Source organism: Archangium minus, assembly GCF_044360475.1.
In the GTDB taxonomy this organism is placed as follows: Bacteria; Myxococcota; Myxococcia; order Myxococcales; family Myxococcaceae; genus Archangium; species Archangium minus.
Window position 1 is genome coordinate 10,005,229 of the sequence record NZ_CP043494.1, and the last position, 18,721, is coordinate 10,023,949.

Sequence of the window (18,721 nt, forward strand, 5' to 3'; positions counted from 1 at the left end):
AGGAAGCCCGCCTTGCCCATGCCCGCGAAAGCTGCCTTCTACGATGTCGACGGGACGCTGGTGAAGACCAACGTCGTCCACGTCTACGCCTACTACGCGATGAACCGGGGCTCGCTCCTGGGCATTGCCGGGAGGACCCTGGCCACCGCGGCCAGCGCGCCCCTGTTCGCCGCCATGGACGCGGTGAACCGCAAGGCCTTCAACGAGTTCTTCTACCGGTATTACGCCGGCTTGTCCGAGGACCGACTGGTGACCGTCGCCGAGGACATGTTCGAGGACGTGCTCAAGCCCGCCATCTACGAGCAGACGCGCGACCTCATCGACCAGGCGCGTCGCGTCGGCTGCCGCATTGTGCTCGTCACCGGAGCTCTGGACTTCAGCATGCGCCCGCTGGCCCGCTACCTGGGCGCGGACGACATGATCGCCAACAAGATGCAGTTCGTCGGTGGTAAGGCCACGGGCAAGGTGATCCCCCCCATCATCGAAGGGGCGAACAAGGCCAACGCCATCCGCTCCTACTGTGTCCGGGAGGGCCTGGCGCTCGACCAGTGTCACGGCTACTCCGACAGCGCCTCCGACTACGCCATGCTGTCCGTGGTGGGGCGGCCCACGGCCGTCAACCCGGACATGCGCCTGCGTTCCATCGCTCGGGCCTACAACTGGCCCATCCTCGACCTCAAGTAACGGAAAGCCCCCCCCGAGACATGCGCCCGCTCAAGACGCTCCAGAAGCTCTACGACGAGGAAAGTCAGGTGATCATCACCGAGAAGGGCAGCCCGCCACGGGCGCTCTTCTCTGGAGAGAACTTCCTCCTCGAGGACCTGCCCGTGGGCACCCGGGTCATCTTCCCTCGGCCGGCCATGGCCGGCGTGCCCAACGTCAAGGCCGCCATCCGCTGGGCCATCAACCACCCCGAGGGCATGGAGCCCCTGCACGCCCTGCTGCGCCCGGGCATGCGGCTCACCTGTGTCATTGACGACATCTCCGTCCCGCTGCCGCCCATGGCGACGCCGGACGTGCGCCAGTCCATCCTCGAGGTGGTGCTGGAGCTGTGCGCCGACTCGGGCGTGGACGACGTCCACCTCGTCATCGCCAACGCCCTGCACCGCCGCATGACGGAGGGCGAGATGCGGCGCATGGTGGGTCAGAAGATCTTCGACGCCTACTACCCGGACCGCTACTACAACCATGACGCCGAGGATCCCGACGGCATGGTGGAGCTCGAGCGCACGCCGTGTGGCTCGCACGTGGTGGCCGTCAACCGGCGCGTGGCCGAGAGCGACCTCATCGTCTACGTGAACGTCAACTTCGTGCCCATGAACGGCGGGCACAAGTCCATGGGCACCGGCGTGGCCAACTACGCCAGCCTCCGGGCGCACCACAACCCGAAGACGATCCGCGAGTCCAAGAGCTACATGGAGCCGGGGCACAGCGAGCTGTACCGGCGCAATGAGCGGATCGGCAAGGCCATCGACAAGCACCTCAAGGTGTTCCACATCGAGACGGCGCTGAACAACCGCATGTTCGGTCCCGGCGTGGAGTTCCTCCACAAGAAGGAGGAGGACTACACGGAGGCGGATCGGCTGAAGTTCCACGCCATGCGCTACGCCCTGTCGAAGATGCCTCGGGCCGCGGCGCGCAAGGTGCTCAACTCCATCCCCGCGCCCTACGACGTAACGGGCGTGTTCGCCGGCGCCACCGAGCCCACCCACGCCAAGACGCTGGAGAAGAGCTGGCAGCAGTACGTGGTGCCGGTGCAGGGGCAGAGCGACATCGTCATCTTCCCCATCCCGTTCATCTCGCCCTACAGCGTCAACTCCATCCTCAACCCGCTGCTGGTGCAGGTGATGGGGCTGGGCTACTTCTTCAACCTCAACCGCGGCGTGCCGCTGGTGAAGAAGGGCGGCGTGCTCATCCTCACCCACCCGGCCTTCGACGAGTTCGACCCGGTGCAGCACCCCAGCTACATCGAGTTCTTCAACCGGGTGCTGCCCGAGACGCGCGACGCGGTTCAAATCGAGCAGAAGTACGAGCGCGAGTTCGCGGAGAACCCCAGCTACGTGCACCTGTACCGCAAGGGCAACGCCTACCACGGCGTGCACCCGCTCTACATGTGGTACTGGGGCGAGAACGGTCGCCAGCACGTGGGCAAGGTCATCGTCGCGGGCGCGGAGAACAACCACGTTCCGGCGCTGCTCGGCTGGGACCGCACTGACACCCTCACCGAAGCCATCGAGGAAGCGCGCGGCTTCATGGGCCGCTCGGCCAGCATCAGCCTGCTGCGCATCGCCCCCACCGTCATGGTCGACGTGAAGTAAAGCCCCCCCGAGTTCCCCACGATGAGTGTCTCCGAGCTGAACGTCTCCCAGGTCTTCTCCGGCAAGCGCCTGCTCTTCGCGGGCTCCACCGGCTTCGTGGGCAAGGTCACCCTGTCCATGCTCCTCACCCGCTACGGCGAGGCGCTGGACAAGCTCTACGTGCTGGTGCGCAAGGGCAATGCGAAGTCCGCCGAGCAGCGCTTCTTCGACAAGGTGGCCACCAGCGAGCCCTTCCAACCGCTGCGTGACGCCCACGGCGAGGAGGGCGCGCTCGAGTACATCCGCCGCAAGTGCGAGGTGCTCGACGGCGACATCACCGACCCGCTCATGGGCCTCACGCCGGAGCAGGCGGACGCGCTCACGGGCAAGGTGCACGCCATCGTCAACTGCGCGGGCCTGGTGTCCTTCAACCCATCGCTGGAGGTGGGTCTCAACGTCAACACCCACGGCGTGAAGTACACCGTGGAGCTGGCGCTGAAGTGGGGCGTGCCGCTGGTGCACATGTCCACCGCCTTCGTGGCCGGCAACCGCAGCGGGCTCGTCTTCGAGGACGAGGAGGTGGTGGGCTACTTCCCCCGCCGCGACGAGCTGGACGGGCGCGACTTCAGCCTGGAGCAGGAGCTCGCGGACGCAGAGAAGATCGTCGCCCGGCTGCGCGAGCAGGCGGATGACAAGGCGCTGGCGTCCCTCTTCCGCAAGAAGGCCCTGGAGCGGCTGGAGCAGGAGGGCCGCGACGCCACGGACGACAAGACGCTGCGGCTGGCCATGGGCCGCGAGCGCAAGCTGTGGCTCACCGGCGAGCTGGTGCGCGCCGGCATGGAGCGGGCGAAGCACTGGGGCTGGCCCAACACGTACACGTACACCAAGAGCCTGGGCGAGCAGGTGATGGCCAGCACGCCGGGCCTGCGCTACGCCATCGTCCGGCCCTCCATCGTCGAGTCCGCCCAGCACTTCCCCTTCCCCGGGTGGAACGAGGGCTTCACCACCTCGGCGCCGCTGGCCTTCGCCGGCATCAAGGGCCACCGCAACATCCCCGCGGGCGACCGGGCCATCCTGGACATGATCCCCGTGGACCACGTGGCCGGCGCCACCATCGGCATCACCGCGCACTGCATGCAGGTGGAGGAGCGGCGCGTCTACAACCTGGCCTCGGGTGACGTGAACCCGTTCTACGCCAGCCGCTCCATCGAGCTGGTGGGCCTGTACCGCCGCCGCTACTACCGCAACAAGGAGACGGGCAACTCGCTCATGAACCAGGTGCGCTCGCGCGTCGAGCCCGTGCCCGTGAGCCGCCAGGTCTTCGAGAACCTCAGCGCCCCCATGTTCGTGAAGGGCGCGCGCTTCCTGCGCCAGGTCATCGACGAGGTGAAGCCCACCTGGGGCGCACCCAACGTGCAGGCCGTGCTGGAGAAGGCCCGCGAGACGCTGGACGAGGTGGAGAACCAGGCGCAGAGCCTGGTGGGGCTCATCGAGCTCTTCCTCCCCTTCCTCTACGACAACCGCTACGTCTTCCGCTGCGACAACACCCGCTCGGTGTACGCGCGCATGGCCGCCCACGACCGGGCCCTCATCCCCTGGGCGCCGGAGGCCATCGACTGGCGCACCTACTTCCTCGACACCCACCTGCCCGGCCTGGAGAAGTGGGTGTTCCCAGGCATGGAGGAGGAGACGAAGCGGCGCACGGTCATCCCCGCGAACCGCGATCTGCTGGAGATGCTCGAGGCCAGCGTCAACGCGTGGCGCCACCGGGTGGCCTTCCGCTATGCCGCCAACGAGAAGGAGGAGCGCCTCACCTACGGCGAGGTGAACCGCTACGCCAACCGCGTGGGCAGCTTCCTGATGAAGGAAGGCGTCAAGCGCGGCGAGCGGGTGATGATCCTCTCGGAGAACCGGCCCGAGTGGCCCGTCTCCTACTTCGGCATCCTCCGCGCGGGCGCCACCGCCGTCCCCGTGGACTCGAGCCTCACCGAGGCCGAGGTCGTCAATATCGCCCGTCGCTCCGAGGCGAAGGTGCTGCTGCTCTCGGAGAAGGCCGCCGAGGAGCTGCCGGGCCTGGAGGCGGCGCTGACCGGGGCCGGCCTGTCCACGCGCGTGGTCAGCTTCGCCGAGGCGATGAGCGGAGACCCCGCGTACCCGGACAACATCGGGCCGGTGCGCCGCACGGCCGCCGCGGACGACGTGGCCAGCCTCATCTTCACCTCGGGCACCACGGGCACGCCCAAGGGCGTGATGCTCACCCACCGCAACTTCGCCTCCCTCATCGCGAAGCTGGCGGGCGCCTTCAACGTGGGCGTGGGTGACGCCGTCCTCTCCGTGCTGCCGCTGCACCACACCTTCGAGTTCTCCGCCGGCTTCCTCACGCCCTTCTCGCGCGGCACGGAGATTACGTACATCGACGAGCTCACCTCGGACCGGCTGGGCGAGGTGTTCGAGACGGGCCGCGTGACGGCGATGATTGGCGTGCCCGCGCTCTGGCAGCTCCTGCACCGCAAGGTGACGCAGGAGATGGCCAGCCGGCCGCCCCTGGTGGAGCAGGCCATCAAGTCGCTCATGTCGGCGCACGGCGAGCTGCGCAACCGCAGCAGCCTCAACCTGGGCAAGCTGCTCTTCTGGCCGGTGCACCGCAAGTTCGGTGGGAAGATCAAGTTCCTGGTGTCGGGTGGCTCGGCGCTGCCGGACGACGTGCACAAGGCCTTCCACCAGCTGGGCTTCAACATCATCGAGGGCTATGGCCTCACCGAGGCGGCCCCGGTGCTGACGGTGTCCGAGACGAACATCAACAAGCGCCAGGCGGGCACGGTGGGCAAGGCACTGCCTGGCATCGAGCTGCGCATCCTCGACCCGGACACCGAGGGCATCGGCGAGGTGATCGCCCGCGGCCCCAACGTCATGGCCGGCTACTTCGGGGACAAGGAGTCCACCGACGCCGTCCTCAAGGAGGGCTGGCTGTACACGGGCGACCTCGGGCGCATCGACGCCGAGGGCCGGCTGTACCTGGTGGGTCGCAAAAAGGACGTCATCATCGATGCCAACGGGAAGAACGTTTACCCGGACGAGCTCGAGGACGTGTACAGCACCCACTCGCACATCAAGGAGCTGTCCATCGTCGGCCTGCCGGACGAGGCTGGCGGGGAGAAGGTCGCCTGCCTGTGCGTGCCGGACTACAAGGAGCGGCCCCGCGAGGAAGTGCGGCGCGAGCTGGAGGAGCACTTCCGCAAGGTGGGCAACGAGATGCCCTTCTACCGCCGCGTGAAGGTGCTGCGCTTCTGGGATGGCGAGCTGCCGCGCACCTCGTCGCGCAAGGTGAAGCGCAAGGTGGTGGTGGAGGAGCTCAAGCGGCTGGAGCGGCTGGCCTCCTCGGGTGAGAAGGCCCGCGAGAAGGTGCTGAGCACCGGGGGTGTGGCCGACTGGCTCTACCCGCTCATCGCCGAGGTGGTGAACAAGCCCCTCGCGGACATCCGCCCCGAGGCCCGCCTGTCCGTGGACCTGGGCCTGGACTCGCTGATGCTCACCGAGCTGTCCGTGGCCCTGGAGCAGGCCGGCGTGCCGCTGCCCGCGGTGAGCGATCTGACGCACGTGCAGACGGTGGACGATCTGCGCAAGCTCGTCGTGTCCAGCGGACGCCGCCCCTCCGTGGAGACGCGCGCCAAGGAGATCACCCGGGAGACGACGAGCTCCGAGGAGGTGGAGATTCCGGTGCCGGAGCCGCTCGTCACGGTGGGCCGGCAGTTGGTGCGGCTCGGTCAGCAGGCCATCTTCGGCGGCCTGTTCGACGTGAAGGTGACGGGCAAGCCCTTCATCCCGATGAACCGCAACTTCCTCGTCATCGCCAACCACACGAGCCACCTGGACATGGGGCTCGTGAAGGTGGTGCTCGGCGAGCAGGGGCAGCGGCTCACCACGCTCGCGGCGCGCGACTACTTCTTCGATACGCCGCTCAAGCGCGCGTACTTCGAGAACTTCACGGACCTGCTCCCCATGGACCGGCACGGCTCGCTGCGCGAGTCGCTGCGGCTGGCCGGCAACGCGCTGCGCCAGGGCTTCAACCTGCTCATCTTCCCCGAGGGCACGCGCTCGACGACGGGGGAGCTGCTCGAGTTCAAGCCCACCCTCGGCTACCTGGCACTCACCTACCAGGTGGACGTGTTGCCCATCTACCTGAAGGGCACCTACGAGGCGCTGCCCAAGGGCCGCATGCTCCCCAAGTCGCGCGAGCTGGAGGCCCACATCGGGCCCGCGCTGACGTACGAGATGCTGCGCGCCAAGACGCACGGCATGGCGCGCTCGGAGAGCTACCGCTACGCCACCAGGCTGGCGGAGGACTCCATCCAGGCGCTGGCCGCCGGCCGCGTGCTGAACTTCGATGAATCCGCGACGATCGAGGAGCAGCGGCTCGCGCTGTCCTCGGGAGGGAGCGAGTCGTGAAGCTGCTCGTCACCGGAGGCACCGGTTTCCTGGGCTCGCACCTGGTGCCGCGGCTCGTCGCCGCGGGCCATGAGGTGCGCATCATCGGCCGCTCCAAGCCGGTGGGCCCGGGCTTCGACAAGGTGGAGTACGTCCAAGGAGACCTGAAGAACCGCGACGCCGTCCGGCGCGCGCTCGAGGGTGTGCAGGCCCTCTACCACCTGGCGGGGCTCGTCTCCTTCCAGGACAAGGACGCGCGGAAGATGTACGAGCTGCACGTGGACTCCACGCGCGAGCTGCTCAAGGACGTGCGCGAGTCCGGCGTGCAGCGCGTCATCCTCGCCTCCACCTCGGGCACCATCGCCGTGTCCAAGGAAGCGCGCGTCAAGACAGAGGACAACGACTACCCCATCGAGGTGGTGGGACGCTGGCCGTACTACCTGTCCAAGATTTACGAGGAGAAGCTGGCGCTGGAGTTCTGCCGCAAGCACGCCCTCCCCCTCGTGGTGCTCAACCCCAGCCTGCTGATGGGCCCGGGGGACGAGCGGCTGTCCTCCACGTGGACGGTGCTGAAGTTCCTGCAGGGCGAGATTCCCGCCATGCCCGGTGGAGGCATGTCCTTCGTGGACGTGCGCGACCTGGCGGATGCCTTCGTGAACGCGCTGACGCAGGGCGAGGTGTACGGGCGCCACCTGATGGGCGTGAACATGTCCATGCCGGACTTCTTCCAGCGGCTGGAGCGCCTGTCGGGCGTGGCCGCTCCCCGCCTGAAGCTGCCTCCGCGGGTGAACGTGCTCGGGGCCAAGGTGCTCGAGCAGGTGGCCAAGTGGCGTGGGACGAAGCCCACGTTGGATCCGCAGGAAGTGGACATCGGCGAGCACTGGTTCTGGCTGGACTCCTCGAAGGCCGAGCGCGAGCTGGGCTTCAAGGCGCGCGACGTCCACGAGACGCTGCACGACACGGTGCAGTACCTGTACACGCGGATGGCGCCGGGTCATCTCCCCGGCACCAAGGGCCGGCTCGAGGAGCTGCGCGAGAGGACCTGAGGGAGCGCGGGCTACTTCAGCAGGGCCCGCAGCTTCAGCCGCGCGTTGCTCGTCAGCCCGACGTGCCCGTCCGCGATGCGCGTGAACGGCACGTCCTTCAGCTGCTCCAGCGACTTCCGGTTCTCCTTCGTGCTCTCCGAGAACACCGTCGGAGCCAGCACCACCTCACCCGAGCCGCCCAGCAGCGAGTCGCCCGAGAAGAGGATGTCCCGCCACAGGTACATGACACTGCCCGGGGTGTGTCCCGGCACGTGGAAGACGCGCAGCGACTCTCCGTCCACGTCCAGCGTCTGCCCGGCCTCCACCTCCTCGAGGCGCTCGGGCAACGGGGGCTGCTTCGTGAAACGCGCGAGGAACCGACCGGCCAGGCTGTGCAGCGCTCGCTCGCCGCGGACCACCTCGGCCTCTCCCGGCCCCACGAGCACCCGCGCCTTGGGGAACAGGTGCGCCGCGCTCCAGTGGTCCCGGTGGCCGTGCGTCACCAGGACCGTGTGCACATCCTCGGGCTTCAAACCCTCCTGACGCAGCTCGGCCAGCAGCTTCTCGCCGCTCGAATCCGCCCCGGTGTCGATGAGCGCCGCCCCGTTCCGGGTCCGCATCACCCAGGCATAGGACTGGCCGTCGCTCAGGCCCACGACTTCGGGTGCGACTTCGATGCGCAGCTCGCTGGCCCTGGGCACCTGCTTCCACGCGACGCCCGCCGCCAGCATTCCGAGGCCACCCAGCACCAGCAGGCCCCGGAGCAACAACGAAGGACGACCGTCCGCCACTTAGCCGACCACCCGGTTCCGCCCGGTCTTCTTCGCCTTGTACAGGTTGGCGTCCGCCAGCTTGATGAACTGCAGCGGCTCCATCATCTCCGGCGTCATGTCCGCCACCCCCAGCGACAGGGTGACCGGGATGTCCTGGTTCTCGAAGGAGAAGTGCTTCTTCTCGATGGTCTGGCGAATCTTCTCCGCGAAGATGCGCGCCTTGTCCGCCCCGTCCTCGGGGATGACGAGCGCGAACTCCTCGCCGCCGTAGCGCGCGAAGCACTGCTCCTTGCGCACCATCCGCTTGATGGTCTGCGCCAGTTCGCGCAGCACGTAGTCACCCGCCAGGTGCCCGTGGACATCGTTGATCTTCTTGAAGAAGTCGATGTCGAACATCATCAGCGTCAGCGGGCGCCCGTAGCGGTGGCACCGCCCCATCTCCCTCTCCAGGTACTCGAGGAAGTAGCGCTTGTTGTTCACCCCGGTCAGGCCATCCACGATCGTCAGCGTGTAGATGGTCTCGTGGTACTGCAGCTCCACGTTGTCACCGGTGAGGAACTTGAAGATGGAGCCGCCCACCTTGATGAGGTCGCCACTGCGCAGCGGGGTCTCCTGCGTCACCTCCTGGTCATTCAGGTAGGTGCCGTTGGTGGAGCCCAGGTCCTGCACGAACATCCTCCCCTGCCTGCGGAGGATGCGCGCGTGCTTGCGCGAGACGTTGTCGAGGTCCACCACGATGTGGTTGCCCTCTTCACGCCCGATAGTGAACTCGGTCTCCTGGAGCGTGTACTTCTTCCCCAGCTCCGGCCCGTGGATCTGCACGATGCAGCATTCCGCCTCGACCGGGGTCGCCAGATCCTTGATCGAGGAGATCTTGGTTACTCGGGTTTCGTCGCCAGCCATCGCCTTCGAGACATAGCACGGCTCCCCCGGTAGAAGCCACGAGGGCCCGCCATTCCCCCCCGGTTTGGGTATTCAACGAACGCTCTAGAGCGGCCTTGAAGGACGCTTGCCCCCGGGTAACTTGCGTCTCCTATGGCCAAACTGCTGGCAATGATCCTCGCAGGGGGCGCCGGAACCCGGCTGGAACCCCTCACCCGTGAACGCGCCAAGCCGGCTGTGCCCTTCGGCGGGCGCTACCGCATCATCGACTTCGTCCTTTCCAATTTCGCCAACTCCGGCATCTATCGGATGAAGGTGCTGACGCAGTACAAGAGCGACTCGCTCAACAAGCACCTGTCCCGGGCCTGGCGGATGACGGCCTTCCTGGGCCACTACGTGGAAACCGTCCCGGCCCAGATGCGGACCGGCATGGACTGGTACAAGGGCAGCGCCGACGCCATCTACCAGAACCTCAACATCATCACGGACGAGGAGCCGGACTACATCTTCGCCTTCGGCGCGGACCACGTCTACCGGATGGACTGCCAGCAGATGCTGGACTTCCACATCGACCGGAAGGCGACCTGCACCGTGGCGGCCATCCCCGTCCCCATCGAGCAGGGCCGGGAGTTCGGCATCATCGACGTGGGCCCGGACGGCCGGATGAAGGGCTTCGTGGAGAAGCCCAAGAACCCGCCCCCCATGCCCGGCAACCCGAAGATGTGCCTGGCCTCCATGGGCAACTACCTCTTCTCCACCGACCTGCTGGTGAAGGAGGTGGTGCGCGACGCCGCGGACGAGTCGAGCGCCCATGACTTCGGCAAGTCCATCATCAGCGAGCTGTACAAGCGCGAGCCGGTGTACGTGTACGACTTCGCGCGCAACGTCATCGTCGGCCAGGAGGAGAAGGAGCGCGGCTACTGGCGGGATGTGGGGAACATCGACACCTACTACCAGTCCAACATGGACCTGGTGGAGGTGGACCCCGTCTTCAACCTCTATAATGACCGCTGGCCCATCTACACCCAGCCCAACAACTTCCCGCCGGCCAAGTTCGTCTTCGCCGACCGGGAGAACCACCGGGTGGGCCACTCCACGGACTCGCTGGTGAGCGAGGGCTGCATCATCTCCGGCGGCCATGTGCACCGCTCGGTGCTCTCACCCAAGGTGCGCGTCAACTCGTTCTCCGAGGTGCAGGACTCCATCCTCTTCGAGAACGTCACCATCGGGCGGCGCTGCCGCATCCGCCGCGCCATCATCGACAAGAACGTGGAAATCCCCCCCGGGATGACCATCGGGTACGACCTGGAAGAGGACCGGCGCCGCTTCCACGTCACTCCGGGTGGCGTGGTCGTCATCCCCAAGGGGATGAAGGTCGCCTGAGCCACCCCTCCGGGAGGCCCCGAGCCGAGCGCTCCGGGCCTCCTCGGACGTCACACACACGTCACCTCAGCGGAAGGCCGACTTCACCTCGGGCTTGTTGATCACCACCAGCGACCAGATTCCCACCGGGATGCCGATGCAGCAGCACGGCCCGAAGCAGGGGAGGATGGCGATGATGGAGGCGGCCATGGCCAGGCCGAAGTTCTCCAGGTTCTTCATCTTCAGGCCGCCGAAGAACGTCACGCCGCTCAGCGCCAGGGTGAGCACGTTTCCAAAGGCCCCGAAGGACCGCGAGCGCTCCAGCCACGGGCGGAGCTGCTCCAGGTCCGGGTTGGCCTCGAACAGGTCGGGAGGAAGCTCCCCGCCCCCCATGGCCGACGAAAGCAGCCCGAACAACGCCATCACCACCCCCAGGCCCCCCGTCACCATCAGCAGGATGGCCGGCGTGGCCACAGCCTCCCGGGCCGCGGCCGTGTTCGTTGCTCCCGGCATGCCCGGAAAGTCCTCAGGACGATTCTCCATGTGCGTTTCCCCCTGTCGTAGGTGGATGAGAAGAGCTGCCACGAGCCCAGGGGCCGAGGCGCGGGCGGATTCCACCCGGACGAGGGGAAGAGCGCCAGAGAATTGAGGCCTCCCCACCCTCCTCAGGCCTTGAAGGTCATCAACGGGGCCATCCGCGCCACCTCCCGGACGATGCCGGCCTCCACCTGAGAGGCCACCACCGGTCCAATGGGCTTGTAGGCCGCCGGCGCCTCCTCAATACGACGCTCGGCCCGAAGGGTGATGCAGTCCACCCCCGTCAGGCCCAGCGCCTCCTCCCGGTGGTCCGCCCCACCGCGAGACAAGGAGAAGCGCGAGCGCGCCCGCCCCGCTCCATGTGACGCCGAGGCCAGTGCCCGCGCGTTGCCCAACCCCACCATCAGGTAGGACGCCGCCCCCATGGAGCCGGGGATGATGACCGGCTGCTCCGCCTCCGCCGGGCACGCCCCCTTGCGCGCCAGCCACCCGCCTTCCCAGGGCAAGGTGATGTTGTGGGGCACGTCGTAGACGAGCGGCGCCTCCACGTCCCCGAACAGCTCCCGCAGGGTGAGCCGCAACAGCTCCGCCAGCAGCAGCCGGTTGAGGAAGGCGTAGTTGGCCGCCGTCGCCTCGGCCCGCAGGTACTCGCGCACCAGCTCCGGGTCCGCCAACGGCAGAATCCCGCTCTCTGGGAAGGGAGCCCCCACCGGCCAGGCCGCCCTTGCCCGCTCCTGCCACGTGAGCCCCACGTGCCTGCCCATGTCCCGGGAGCCAGAGTGCACCATGAACGCGAGCTGTCCCTCGCGCACACCCCACTCCCACGCCCGCGCGCGGTCCATCACCGCCTCCACTCGCTGCACCTCAACGAAGTGGTTGCCGCCTCCAATGGTGGCCAGCCCCGGGTCTCTCACCACGCCCTCCCGGCGCAGCCCCGTGGGCGCCCAGGCTGGATCTCCCTCGAGCGCCCCACCCAGGTACACCCGCGCGGACTCCCGATCGAGCTGCTCCAGGTCCGCCTTCGCCACCATGCCCAGCGGCTCCTCCAGTGTCTCCAGGAGCCAGCCGGGAAGCCCCTCGCGCAACAACGCCTCCACCGCGCGCGAGCCCAGCGCCACGTTCCGGGTGCCGAAGAAGTAATGGCCCTTCATCCGCTCGACGAAGGCGTCGCGGCGGGCGAGGAAGGCCTCCACGGGGATGTCCGCGACGTGCAGGCGCATGCCGCAGTTGATGTCGGTGCCCACCGCACCGGGCACCACCAGCCCTTCTGTGTGCACCACCGAGCCAATGGCCACCCCTGCGTCTCCCGGGTGGAAGTCCGGCGTGGCGCGCACCCGCTTCACCTCGCCACCGCCCGGGTGCTTCAGCGCGGCGAGCGCAGCGAGTTGCTGGAAGGCCTTGCCCTCCACGGGCAGGTCCGGAGGGAGGAGCACCTCGGCGGGCGGAGCATTCGCATCCCCCTGGAGGCGCACGGTGTAGACACGACCGTCGTACGTCACATCGAGCCCCTCACGGGCGAGTGCCCGCAGGAGCCGGTTCAAGTTCGGCTGCATGACCTTCTCGGAATCTGGCCCGCGCCCGGAGGGGCACGGGGGACCGGTACGAATGGATTCGAGACCTCGGGTCAGCAGCCGCGGTCGTGGACGCAGCGCGGCGTCCACCGCCTGAAGGACGCTCCAGCCCGCGCTCGCCTGACACACCGAGAGACGCTGGGTAGGACAAGGAGGGGCGGAGCCGACTTTGTCCTGACCGTGAGGTGTTGCAGATTTGATGTGGCGGAGAGACGCTTCGTCGCAGGGGGAGCAGAGGAGCCCATGACGACAGCCGACGGGCATGGACGTGAAGCAAGGTTGGGGGCTTCCGTGCGCTCCTTTCCCGAACTACTCCTGCAGGTGGGCAGGAGCCTCCACGCCACGTTGATTGTCGACAACCAGGGTCGGATTGGTCGGATAGACCGCCAGCTGGCAACTGCCGTCGGGTGGGGAAACGGAGCGTCCCCCGAAGGACGCTTCATGGAGGAAGTACTCCATGACTTTCCCTGGCTCATGAGGGCCCTCCATACGGCGCTCACCGGAAGGGAGACGGTCTGCGAGGGCGGCGAGCGGGACGAGCGAATGAGAGCCCTGGTGCTTCCTGTCTTCGGAAACGAGGGCCAGTGCCTGGGAGCATGTGCCCGCCTCAGCGCGAGCGAGCCCGTGAAGCCAGCGTCCGCCCAACACGAGACACTCGAGCAGGAGCTCACCCGCACCCAGCAACAGTACGAGGAGCTCGTCAACACCCTCGACGGCATCGTCTGGGAAGCCGATGTGGGCTTCCGCTTCACCTTCGTCAGCAAACAGGCGGAGCGCCTGCTCGGCCATCCCCCCCAGCAATGGCTCCAGGAGCCGGACTTCTGGAGGAACCACGTCCATCCCGAGGACCGCGAGTGGGCCCAGGCCTACTGCATGAAGGCGACCCGGGAGCGCAGGCCCTACGAGTTCGAGTACCGCATGCTGGCCACGGATGGACGCAGCGTGTGGCTGCGGGCGCTCGTCACGGTGCTTGCCGAGAAAGGGCGGCCCCTGAGACTGCGCGGCATCATGGTGGATGTCACCGAGCAGCGCCAGGCCCGGGAGACGCTGGAGCAGGTGGCCTCGATGCTGCGCGCCACGTTCGATTCGATCACCGATGGCGTGCTCGTGGTGGACAGGAACCAGCGGATCACCGCCTTCAACAAGCGGTTCCTGCAGATCTGGGACATCCCCGATGAGCTTCTGCAAGGAGAAGTGGACCCCCAGAAGGTTCTCGCGGCCGCGGTTGCCCAGCTCAAGAATCCAGAACTCGTCCGCGCACGGGTCTATGCGCTGTATGCGGCTCCCGAGCAGGAGGACGTCGACACCGTCGAGCTCCTCAACGGGCGCATCCTCGAGCGCACCTCGCTGCCCCAACGGCTGGGAAACACCATCATCGGACGCATCTGGAGCTTCCGGGATGTCACGGAGGAGCGCCGCGCCAAGGCAGAGCAGGAGCGGTTGCTCGCAGCCGAGCAGACCGCGCGCGAACAATTGGAGGAATCGTTCGCCCTGCTCGACACCTTCCTGAACAACGCGCCCATTGGAATGGGCTTCCTCAACCGAGACCTGCGCTTCATCCGGACCAACGACGCGCTGGCCTTGCTCCACGGCAGGACCCGGGAGGAGGAGGTGGGCCGGACACTCCGCGAGATGACGCCCTACGCGGCGGCCACCATCGAGCCCCTCATGCGCCGGGTCATCGAGACGGGAGAGCCCGTCATTGGACTCGACCTGGAGCTCGAGGTCCCAGCCACCCCGGGCAAGCTGCGGTACTTTCGCGTCAGCTACTACCCCGTCCGGACGAAGAGCGGCAGAATCGTGGGCCTCGGCGCCGTGGTCGTGGAGCTGACGGCGGAACGCCGCGCACAGGCGGAGCGCGAGCGGCTGCTGCGCGAGGCGCACGAGGCCATTCAGATCCGGGATGATTTCCTCTCCATCGCCTCGCATGAGCTGAAGACCCCCCTCACCCCCCTCAAGCTCCATCTGCGGATGCTCGAGCAGCGGTGCACCTCCGATCAGCCCATCCCACCCCACCTCGTGCGGAAGTCACTCGCCCAGGTGGATCGCCTCTCAGGGGTGATCTCCGACATGCTGGACTCCTCGCAGATCGAGGCAGGACGTCTGGAGCTGGAGCATGAGCCCCTGTCGCTCCAGCAGCTCCTGCGCGAAACCCTGGCCGACTTCCGCCCGAACTGTCTCCACCACCCCCTGGAGTATGAGGAGTGCGCGGAGGAGCTGGTCGTCCTGGGAGACCGGGCTCGGCTCGCGCAGGTGCTGACGAACCTGCTGGAGAACGCGCTCAAGTACAGCCCCCAGAAAGGACCGATTCGCGTCACGCTCACCCGGAGCGGAGCAGACGCCCTCGTCTCTGTCTCGGACTCCGGAATCGGCATCCCGGCGGACCAACATGAGTACCTCTTCGAGCGCTTCTTCCGGGCCCGGAACGCCCCCATCTCAGGTTTCGGAGGAATGGGACTCGGGCTCTACATCTGCCGCCACATCGTCGAGCGTCACGGCGGCCACATCTGGGCGGAGAGCGAGACAGGCCACGGCGCCACCTTCCGCTTCACCCTTCCAGTGCGAACCTGAGCCCTCCCGCCCAACCGGTCAGCAAGGGAGCTGCCGGGACTCCTTAAGCAACGGTGGATATTGAATGCCAAGGGCATCGCGACAGCCCACGGAGAAGAAGGGAGCCATGGCTGATACGCATCGCAGCGAGAAGAGGCTAGATGCGACCGACTCTGCGAGTGCCGCCCCCCTGCTCTGGCTCGGAGCAGGCATCCCTCCTCGCTTTCGATGGGTGAGCCCGTCCCTTCTGCGCGCCCTGGGCCATTCCCTGGAGGAGTGGAGGACATCGGGCTTCGTCCTCCGGCTCGTGTGCCCGGAGGATCTCGACCGGGTGCTGGAGGCCTGGCGCGGGGTGGCCAAGACAGGTGGGTCGCGCACAGTCGAGTTCCATGCCGAAGCGACGGAGGGAAGACTCGTCCGCCTGTCCGTCGAGCTGAGCGCCATTGAAGCTTCGGCGGATGGAGCGGGAGAGCTCATCGGCACCGTCCAAATCCTCTCCTCTCCCCAGCGGCCCACGCCCCAGCAACCGCCCACCGTCCACACGGCCCTGGAGGGACCGCCGGAAGAGGTGGCCCAGGCGCTCACCCGCACCGAGCGCGAGCACGTGGAGCTCACCGACAGCGTCGACGGCATCGTCTGGTCCACGGATCCGAACTTCCGCTTCACGTTCGTCAGCAAGCAGGCCGAACGCCTGCTGGGCTATCCCGTCCAGAAATGGATGCAGGAGCCTGACTTCTGGCTGCAACACCTGCACCCCGAGGACCGGGACTGGGCCCCCGGCTTCTGTATGAAGGCGGCGGCTGAGTGCAGACCGCACGAATTCGAGTACCGGATGATCGCCGCCGATGGGAGCATCGTGTGGCTGCGCGACATCGTCACGGTGGTCTCCGAGGACGGCGCCCCCCGAGAGCTGCGCGGCATCATGGTGGACGTCACCGAGCATCGCCGGGCGCGCGAGCACTTGGAGCACACGGTCTCGCTGCTGCGCGCCACCCTCGACTCGACCGCGGATGGAGTGGTGGTCGTCGACCGGCGCGGGCGAGTCACGGCCTACAACGGAAGGTTCCTGGAGCTCTGGCGGATCTCCGACGAGTTACGGAAGGACTGGAACGGCCAGAAGTTGCTCACGTACGCGCTCACCCAGGTCCAGCACCCGGAGCAGTTCCGCGAGCGGGTCGAGGCGCTGCGCGTGGCCCCCGAGCAGGAGAGCTTCGACACCTTCGAGATGCGAGATGGGCGCATCCTCGAGCGCTACTCGCGCCCCCAGCGGCTGGGAGACACCCTCATCGGCCGCGTGTGGAGCTACCGGGATGTGACGGCGGAGCGCCGTGCGCAGGCGGAGCGCGAGCGGCTGCTGCGCGAGGCCCAGGAAGCCATCCGCGTGCGCGACGACTTCCTCTCCATCGCCTCCCACGAGTTGAAGACTCCACTCACCCCCCTCAAGCTCCACCTCCAGGTGCTCAAGCAGAAGGCAGTGTCCGGACAACCCTGCCCACTCCCTCACGTGGAGAAGGCGCTCACCCAGGTCGCGCGGCTCTCCGGGCTCATCAATGATCTGCTGGACACCTCGCGCATCCAGGCAGGAAGGCTGGAGCTGAAGCAGGCGCCCGTGCCACTCCGGGAGCTCATCCGCGAGGTGCTCGCGGAGCTCCGCCCCGTCAGCACCCACCACACGCTCGAGTACGAGGAACCCGACGAGGCGCTCACCATCCAGGGAGACCGGGGACGGCTCGCCCAGGTGCTGGTGAACCTGCTGGAGAATGCCCTCAAGTACAGCCCCATGGGCGGAACCATCCGCATCACCGTGGAGCGGCACGGCGCCCAGGCCCTCGTGTCCGTGACGGACACGGGCATTGGCATCCCGCCGGACCAGAAGGCCCACCTCTTCGAGCGCTTCTTCCGGGCGCGCAACGCCCCCATCTCGGGCTTCGGAGGGCTGGGGCTGGGGCTCTACATCTGCCGGGACATCGTCGAGCACCACGGCGGCCGCATCTGGGTGGAGAGTGAGGTGGGGTTCGGCTCCACCTTCTCCTTCACCCTCCCGGTGGTGGAGGGCGCGGCCGACGCGCACGCGCCACCGGCCAGCCCCCCCGCCCCGTGAGACCTCCGGCTCAGGCCGACTGCTTCACCGCCTGCGGCCGCTTCTCGAAGTCCGCCAGCGTCCGGGCGATCTCCTGGTTCACCTGGCGCAGCAGATCCTGCTTCTCGCGGAACGGCAGGAAGGCGCTCTTGAAGCCGGAGACGATGATGGTGGTCAGGTCCTCCAGCGACAGCCCCAGTTCCTTGTGCGCCAGCCACAGCTCCTTCGTCACCGTGGTGTCGGTGATGAGCCGGTTGTCCGTGTTGATGGTCACCCGCAGGCCGTAGTCGAAGTAGAACTTCAACGGGTGCGCGTCCAGGCTCGGCACCGCGCCCGTCTGCACGTTGGAGGTGGGGCACACCTCCAGCGGGATGCGGTGGTCATTCACGTAGTTGAGCAGGTCGCCGTCCTCGCGCAGCCGCGTGCCGTGGCCAATGCGGTGCGCCCCCAGGTAGTGGATGGCCTGGGAGATGGACTCGGGCCCGAAGGCCTCGCCCGCGTGCGCCGTGCAGTTGACGTTGTTCTTGAGGATGAGCTGGAAGGCCTCCTTGTGGTCCTTGGCCGGGAAGCTCGCCTCGGCGCCCGCCAGGTCGAAGCCGATGACGCCCCGGTTCTTGTAGGCCACGGACAGCTCCGCCAGCCGCATGGACGTCTGCGGGTTGATGTGGCGGATGCCGCAGACGATGACGCCGTATTTGATCCCCGTCTCGCGCTTGGCCACGCGCAGGCCCTCGAGCACCGAGTCGATGACCGTCGTCATCTTCAGGCCCTTCTGCAGGTGCAGCGCGGGCGAGTAGCGCACCTCGATGTAGCGCACGTTCTCCGCCGCCGCGTCCACCGCCAGCTCGTAGGCCGAGCGGTAGAGGGACTCGGCCGTCTGCAGCACCGAGAGCGTCACGTCGAAGGCCACCAGGTAGTCCTCGAGGCTCTCGCACACCTCGCCCATGTGGATGGCCTTGGCCAGGCCGTCCTCCGTGTCCGCGGGCAGCTTCACCTTCTGCTGCTCGGCCAGCTCGAGGATCGTCTTGAGCCGCATGGAGCCGTCGAGGTGACAGTGCAGGTCCGTCTTGGGCAGAGCGTGGAGCAGCTCCTCCGTCACGGGAATGGCCGGGGGTGGGGCCCAGTCAGCCCGGCGAGCGGATGAGGGAATACCAGTCGAGCTGGGGAGCTCGTCGTCGCGTATTGAAGCCATGTCGGGTTCCTTCCTTGCCAAGCATCC

Annotated in this window: 12 protein-coding genes; 7 read left to right on the forward strand and 5 right to left on the reverse strand. The window is 67.4% G+C overall.

Going from position 1 to position 18,721, the window contains the following annotated elements; all coding sequences use genetic code 11:
- Positions 1 to 18 precede the first annotated feature (18 nt).
- Genes F0U60_RS40860 through F0U60_RS40875 form a run of 4 tightly spaced genes read left to right on the forward strand, consistent with a single transcriptional unit; the run spans position 19 to position 7,768 of the window.
- On the forward strand, positions 19 to 684 hold the full coding sequence (locus F0U60_RS40860; protein WP_203407183.1) for an HAD family phosphatase: 666 nt from the start codon (positions 19 to 21) through the stop codon (positions 682 to 684).
- A 20-nt stretch (positions 685 to 704) separates the two neighbouring features.
- Positions 705 to 2,318, forward strand: a complete 1,614-nt coding sequence (locus F0U60_RS40865; protein ID WP_395808047.1) for a lactate racemase domain-containing protein — start codon at positions 705 to 707, stop codon at positions 2,316 to 2,318.
- A gap of 21 nt (positions 2,319 to 2,339) precedes the next feature.
- Positions 2,340 to 6,743 carry an AMP-binding protein gene (locus tag F0U60_RS40870; protein WP_395808049.1) on the forward strand — a complete coding sequence of 1,468 codons (4,404 nt, stop codon included), beginning with the start codon at positions 2,340 to 2,342 and terminating at the stop codon, positions 6,741 to 6,743.
- Positions 6,740 to 7,768, forward strand: coding sequence for an NAD-dependent epimerase/dehydratase family protein (locus F0U60_RS40875; RefSeq protein WP_395808051.1), 1,029 nt, complete (start codon positions 6,740 to 6,742; stop codon positions 7,766 to 7,768). The genes F0U60_RS40870 and F0U60_RS40875 overlap by 4 nt, the downstream gene beginning before the upstream one ends.
- Before the next feature lie 11 nt (positions 7,769 to 7,779).
- On the opposite strand, the gene F0U60_RS40880 is transcribed toward F0U60_RS40875, so the two are convergent.
- Positions 7,780 to 8,538: an MBL fold metallo-hydrolase gene (locus F0U60_RS40880; RefSeq protein WP_395808053.1), complete on the reverse strand. Its 759-nt coding sequence runs from the start codon at positions 8,536 to 8,538 to the stop codon at positions 7,780 to 7,782.
- Positions 8,539 to 9,423 carry a diguanylate cyclase gene (locus F0U60_RS40885; protein ID WP_395808056.1) on the reverse strand — a complete coding sequence of 295 codons (885 nt, stop codon included), beginning with the start codon at positions 9,421 to 9,423 and terminating at the stop codon, positions 8,539 to 8,541.
- Between the two features lie 132 nt (positions 9,424 to 9,555).
- Here F0U60_RS40885 and glgC point away from each other — a divergent pair, with 132 nt between their 5' ends.
- On the forward strand, positions 9,556 to 10,785 hold the full coding sequence (glgC, locus tag F0U60_RS40890; protein WP_395808058.1) for a glucose-1-phosphate adenylyltransferase: 1,230 nt from the start codon (positions 9,556 to 9,558) through the stop codon (positions 10,783 to 10,785).
- 66 nt (positions 10,786 to 10,851) lie between these two features.
- Here the strand turns inward: glgC and F0U60_RS40895 are convergent, their stop codons facing one another.
- Together F0U60_RS40895 and F0U60_RS40900 are read right to left on the reverse strand one after the other, a co-directional pair.
- Complete coding sequence (locus F0U60_RS40895) at positions 10,852 to 11,307, reverse strand: hypothetical protein (protein ID WP_395808060.1); 456 nt, start codon at positions 11,305 to 11,307, stop codon at positions 10,852 to 10,854.
- A gap of 122 nt (positions 11,308 to 11,429) precedes the next feature.
- Positions 11,430 to 12,854, reverse strand: coding sequence for an RtcB family protein (locus F0U60_RS40900; protein ID WP_395808062.1), 1,425 nt, complete (start codon positions 12,852 to 12,854; stop codon positions 11,430 to 11,432).
- A 459-nt stretch (positions 12,855 to 13,313) separates the two neighbouring features.
- Between F0U60_RS40900 and F0U60_RS40905 the strand changes: the two genes are divergently transcribed.
- Positions 13,314 to 15,443 carry a PAS domain-containing protein gene (locus F0U60_RS40905; RefSeq protein WP_395808064.1) on the forward strand — a complete coding sequence of 710 codons (2,130 nt, stop codon included), beginning with the start codon at positions 13,314 to 13,316 and terminating at the stop codon, positions 15,441 to 15,443.
- Between the two features lie 106 nt (positions 15,444 to 15,549).
- Entirely contained in the window at positions 15,550 to 17,523 is a 1,974-nt protein-coding gene (locus F0U60_RS40910; RefSeq protein WP_395808067.1) for an ATP-binding protein, read from the forward strand.
- A 10-nt stretch (positions 17,524 to 17,533) separates the two neighbouring features.
- On the opposite strand, the gene add is transcribed toward F0U60_RS40910, so the two are convergent.
- Entirely contained in the window at positions 17,534 to 18,694 is a 1,161-nt protein-coding gene (add, locus tag F0U60_RS40915) for an adenosine deaminase (RefSeq protein ID WP_395808069.1), read from the reverse strand.
- Between the last annotated feature and the right edge of the window lie 27 nt (positions 18,695 to 18,721).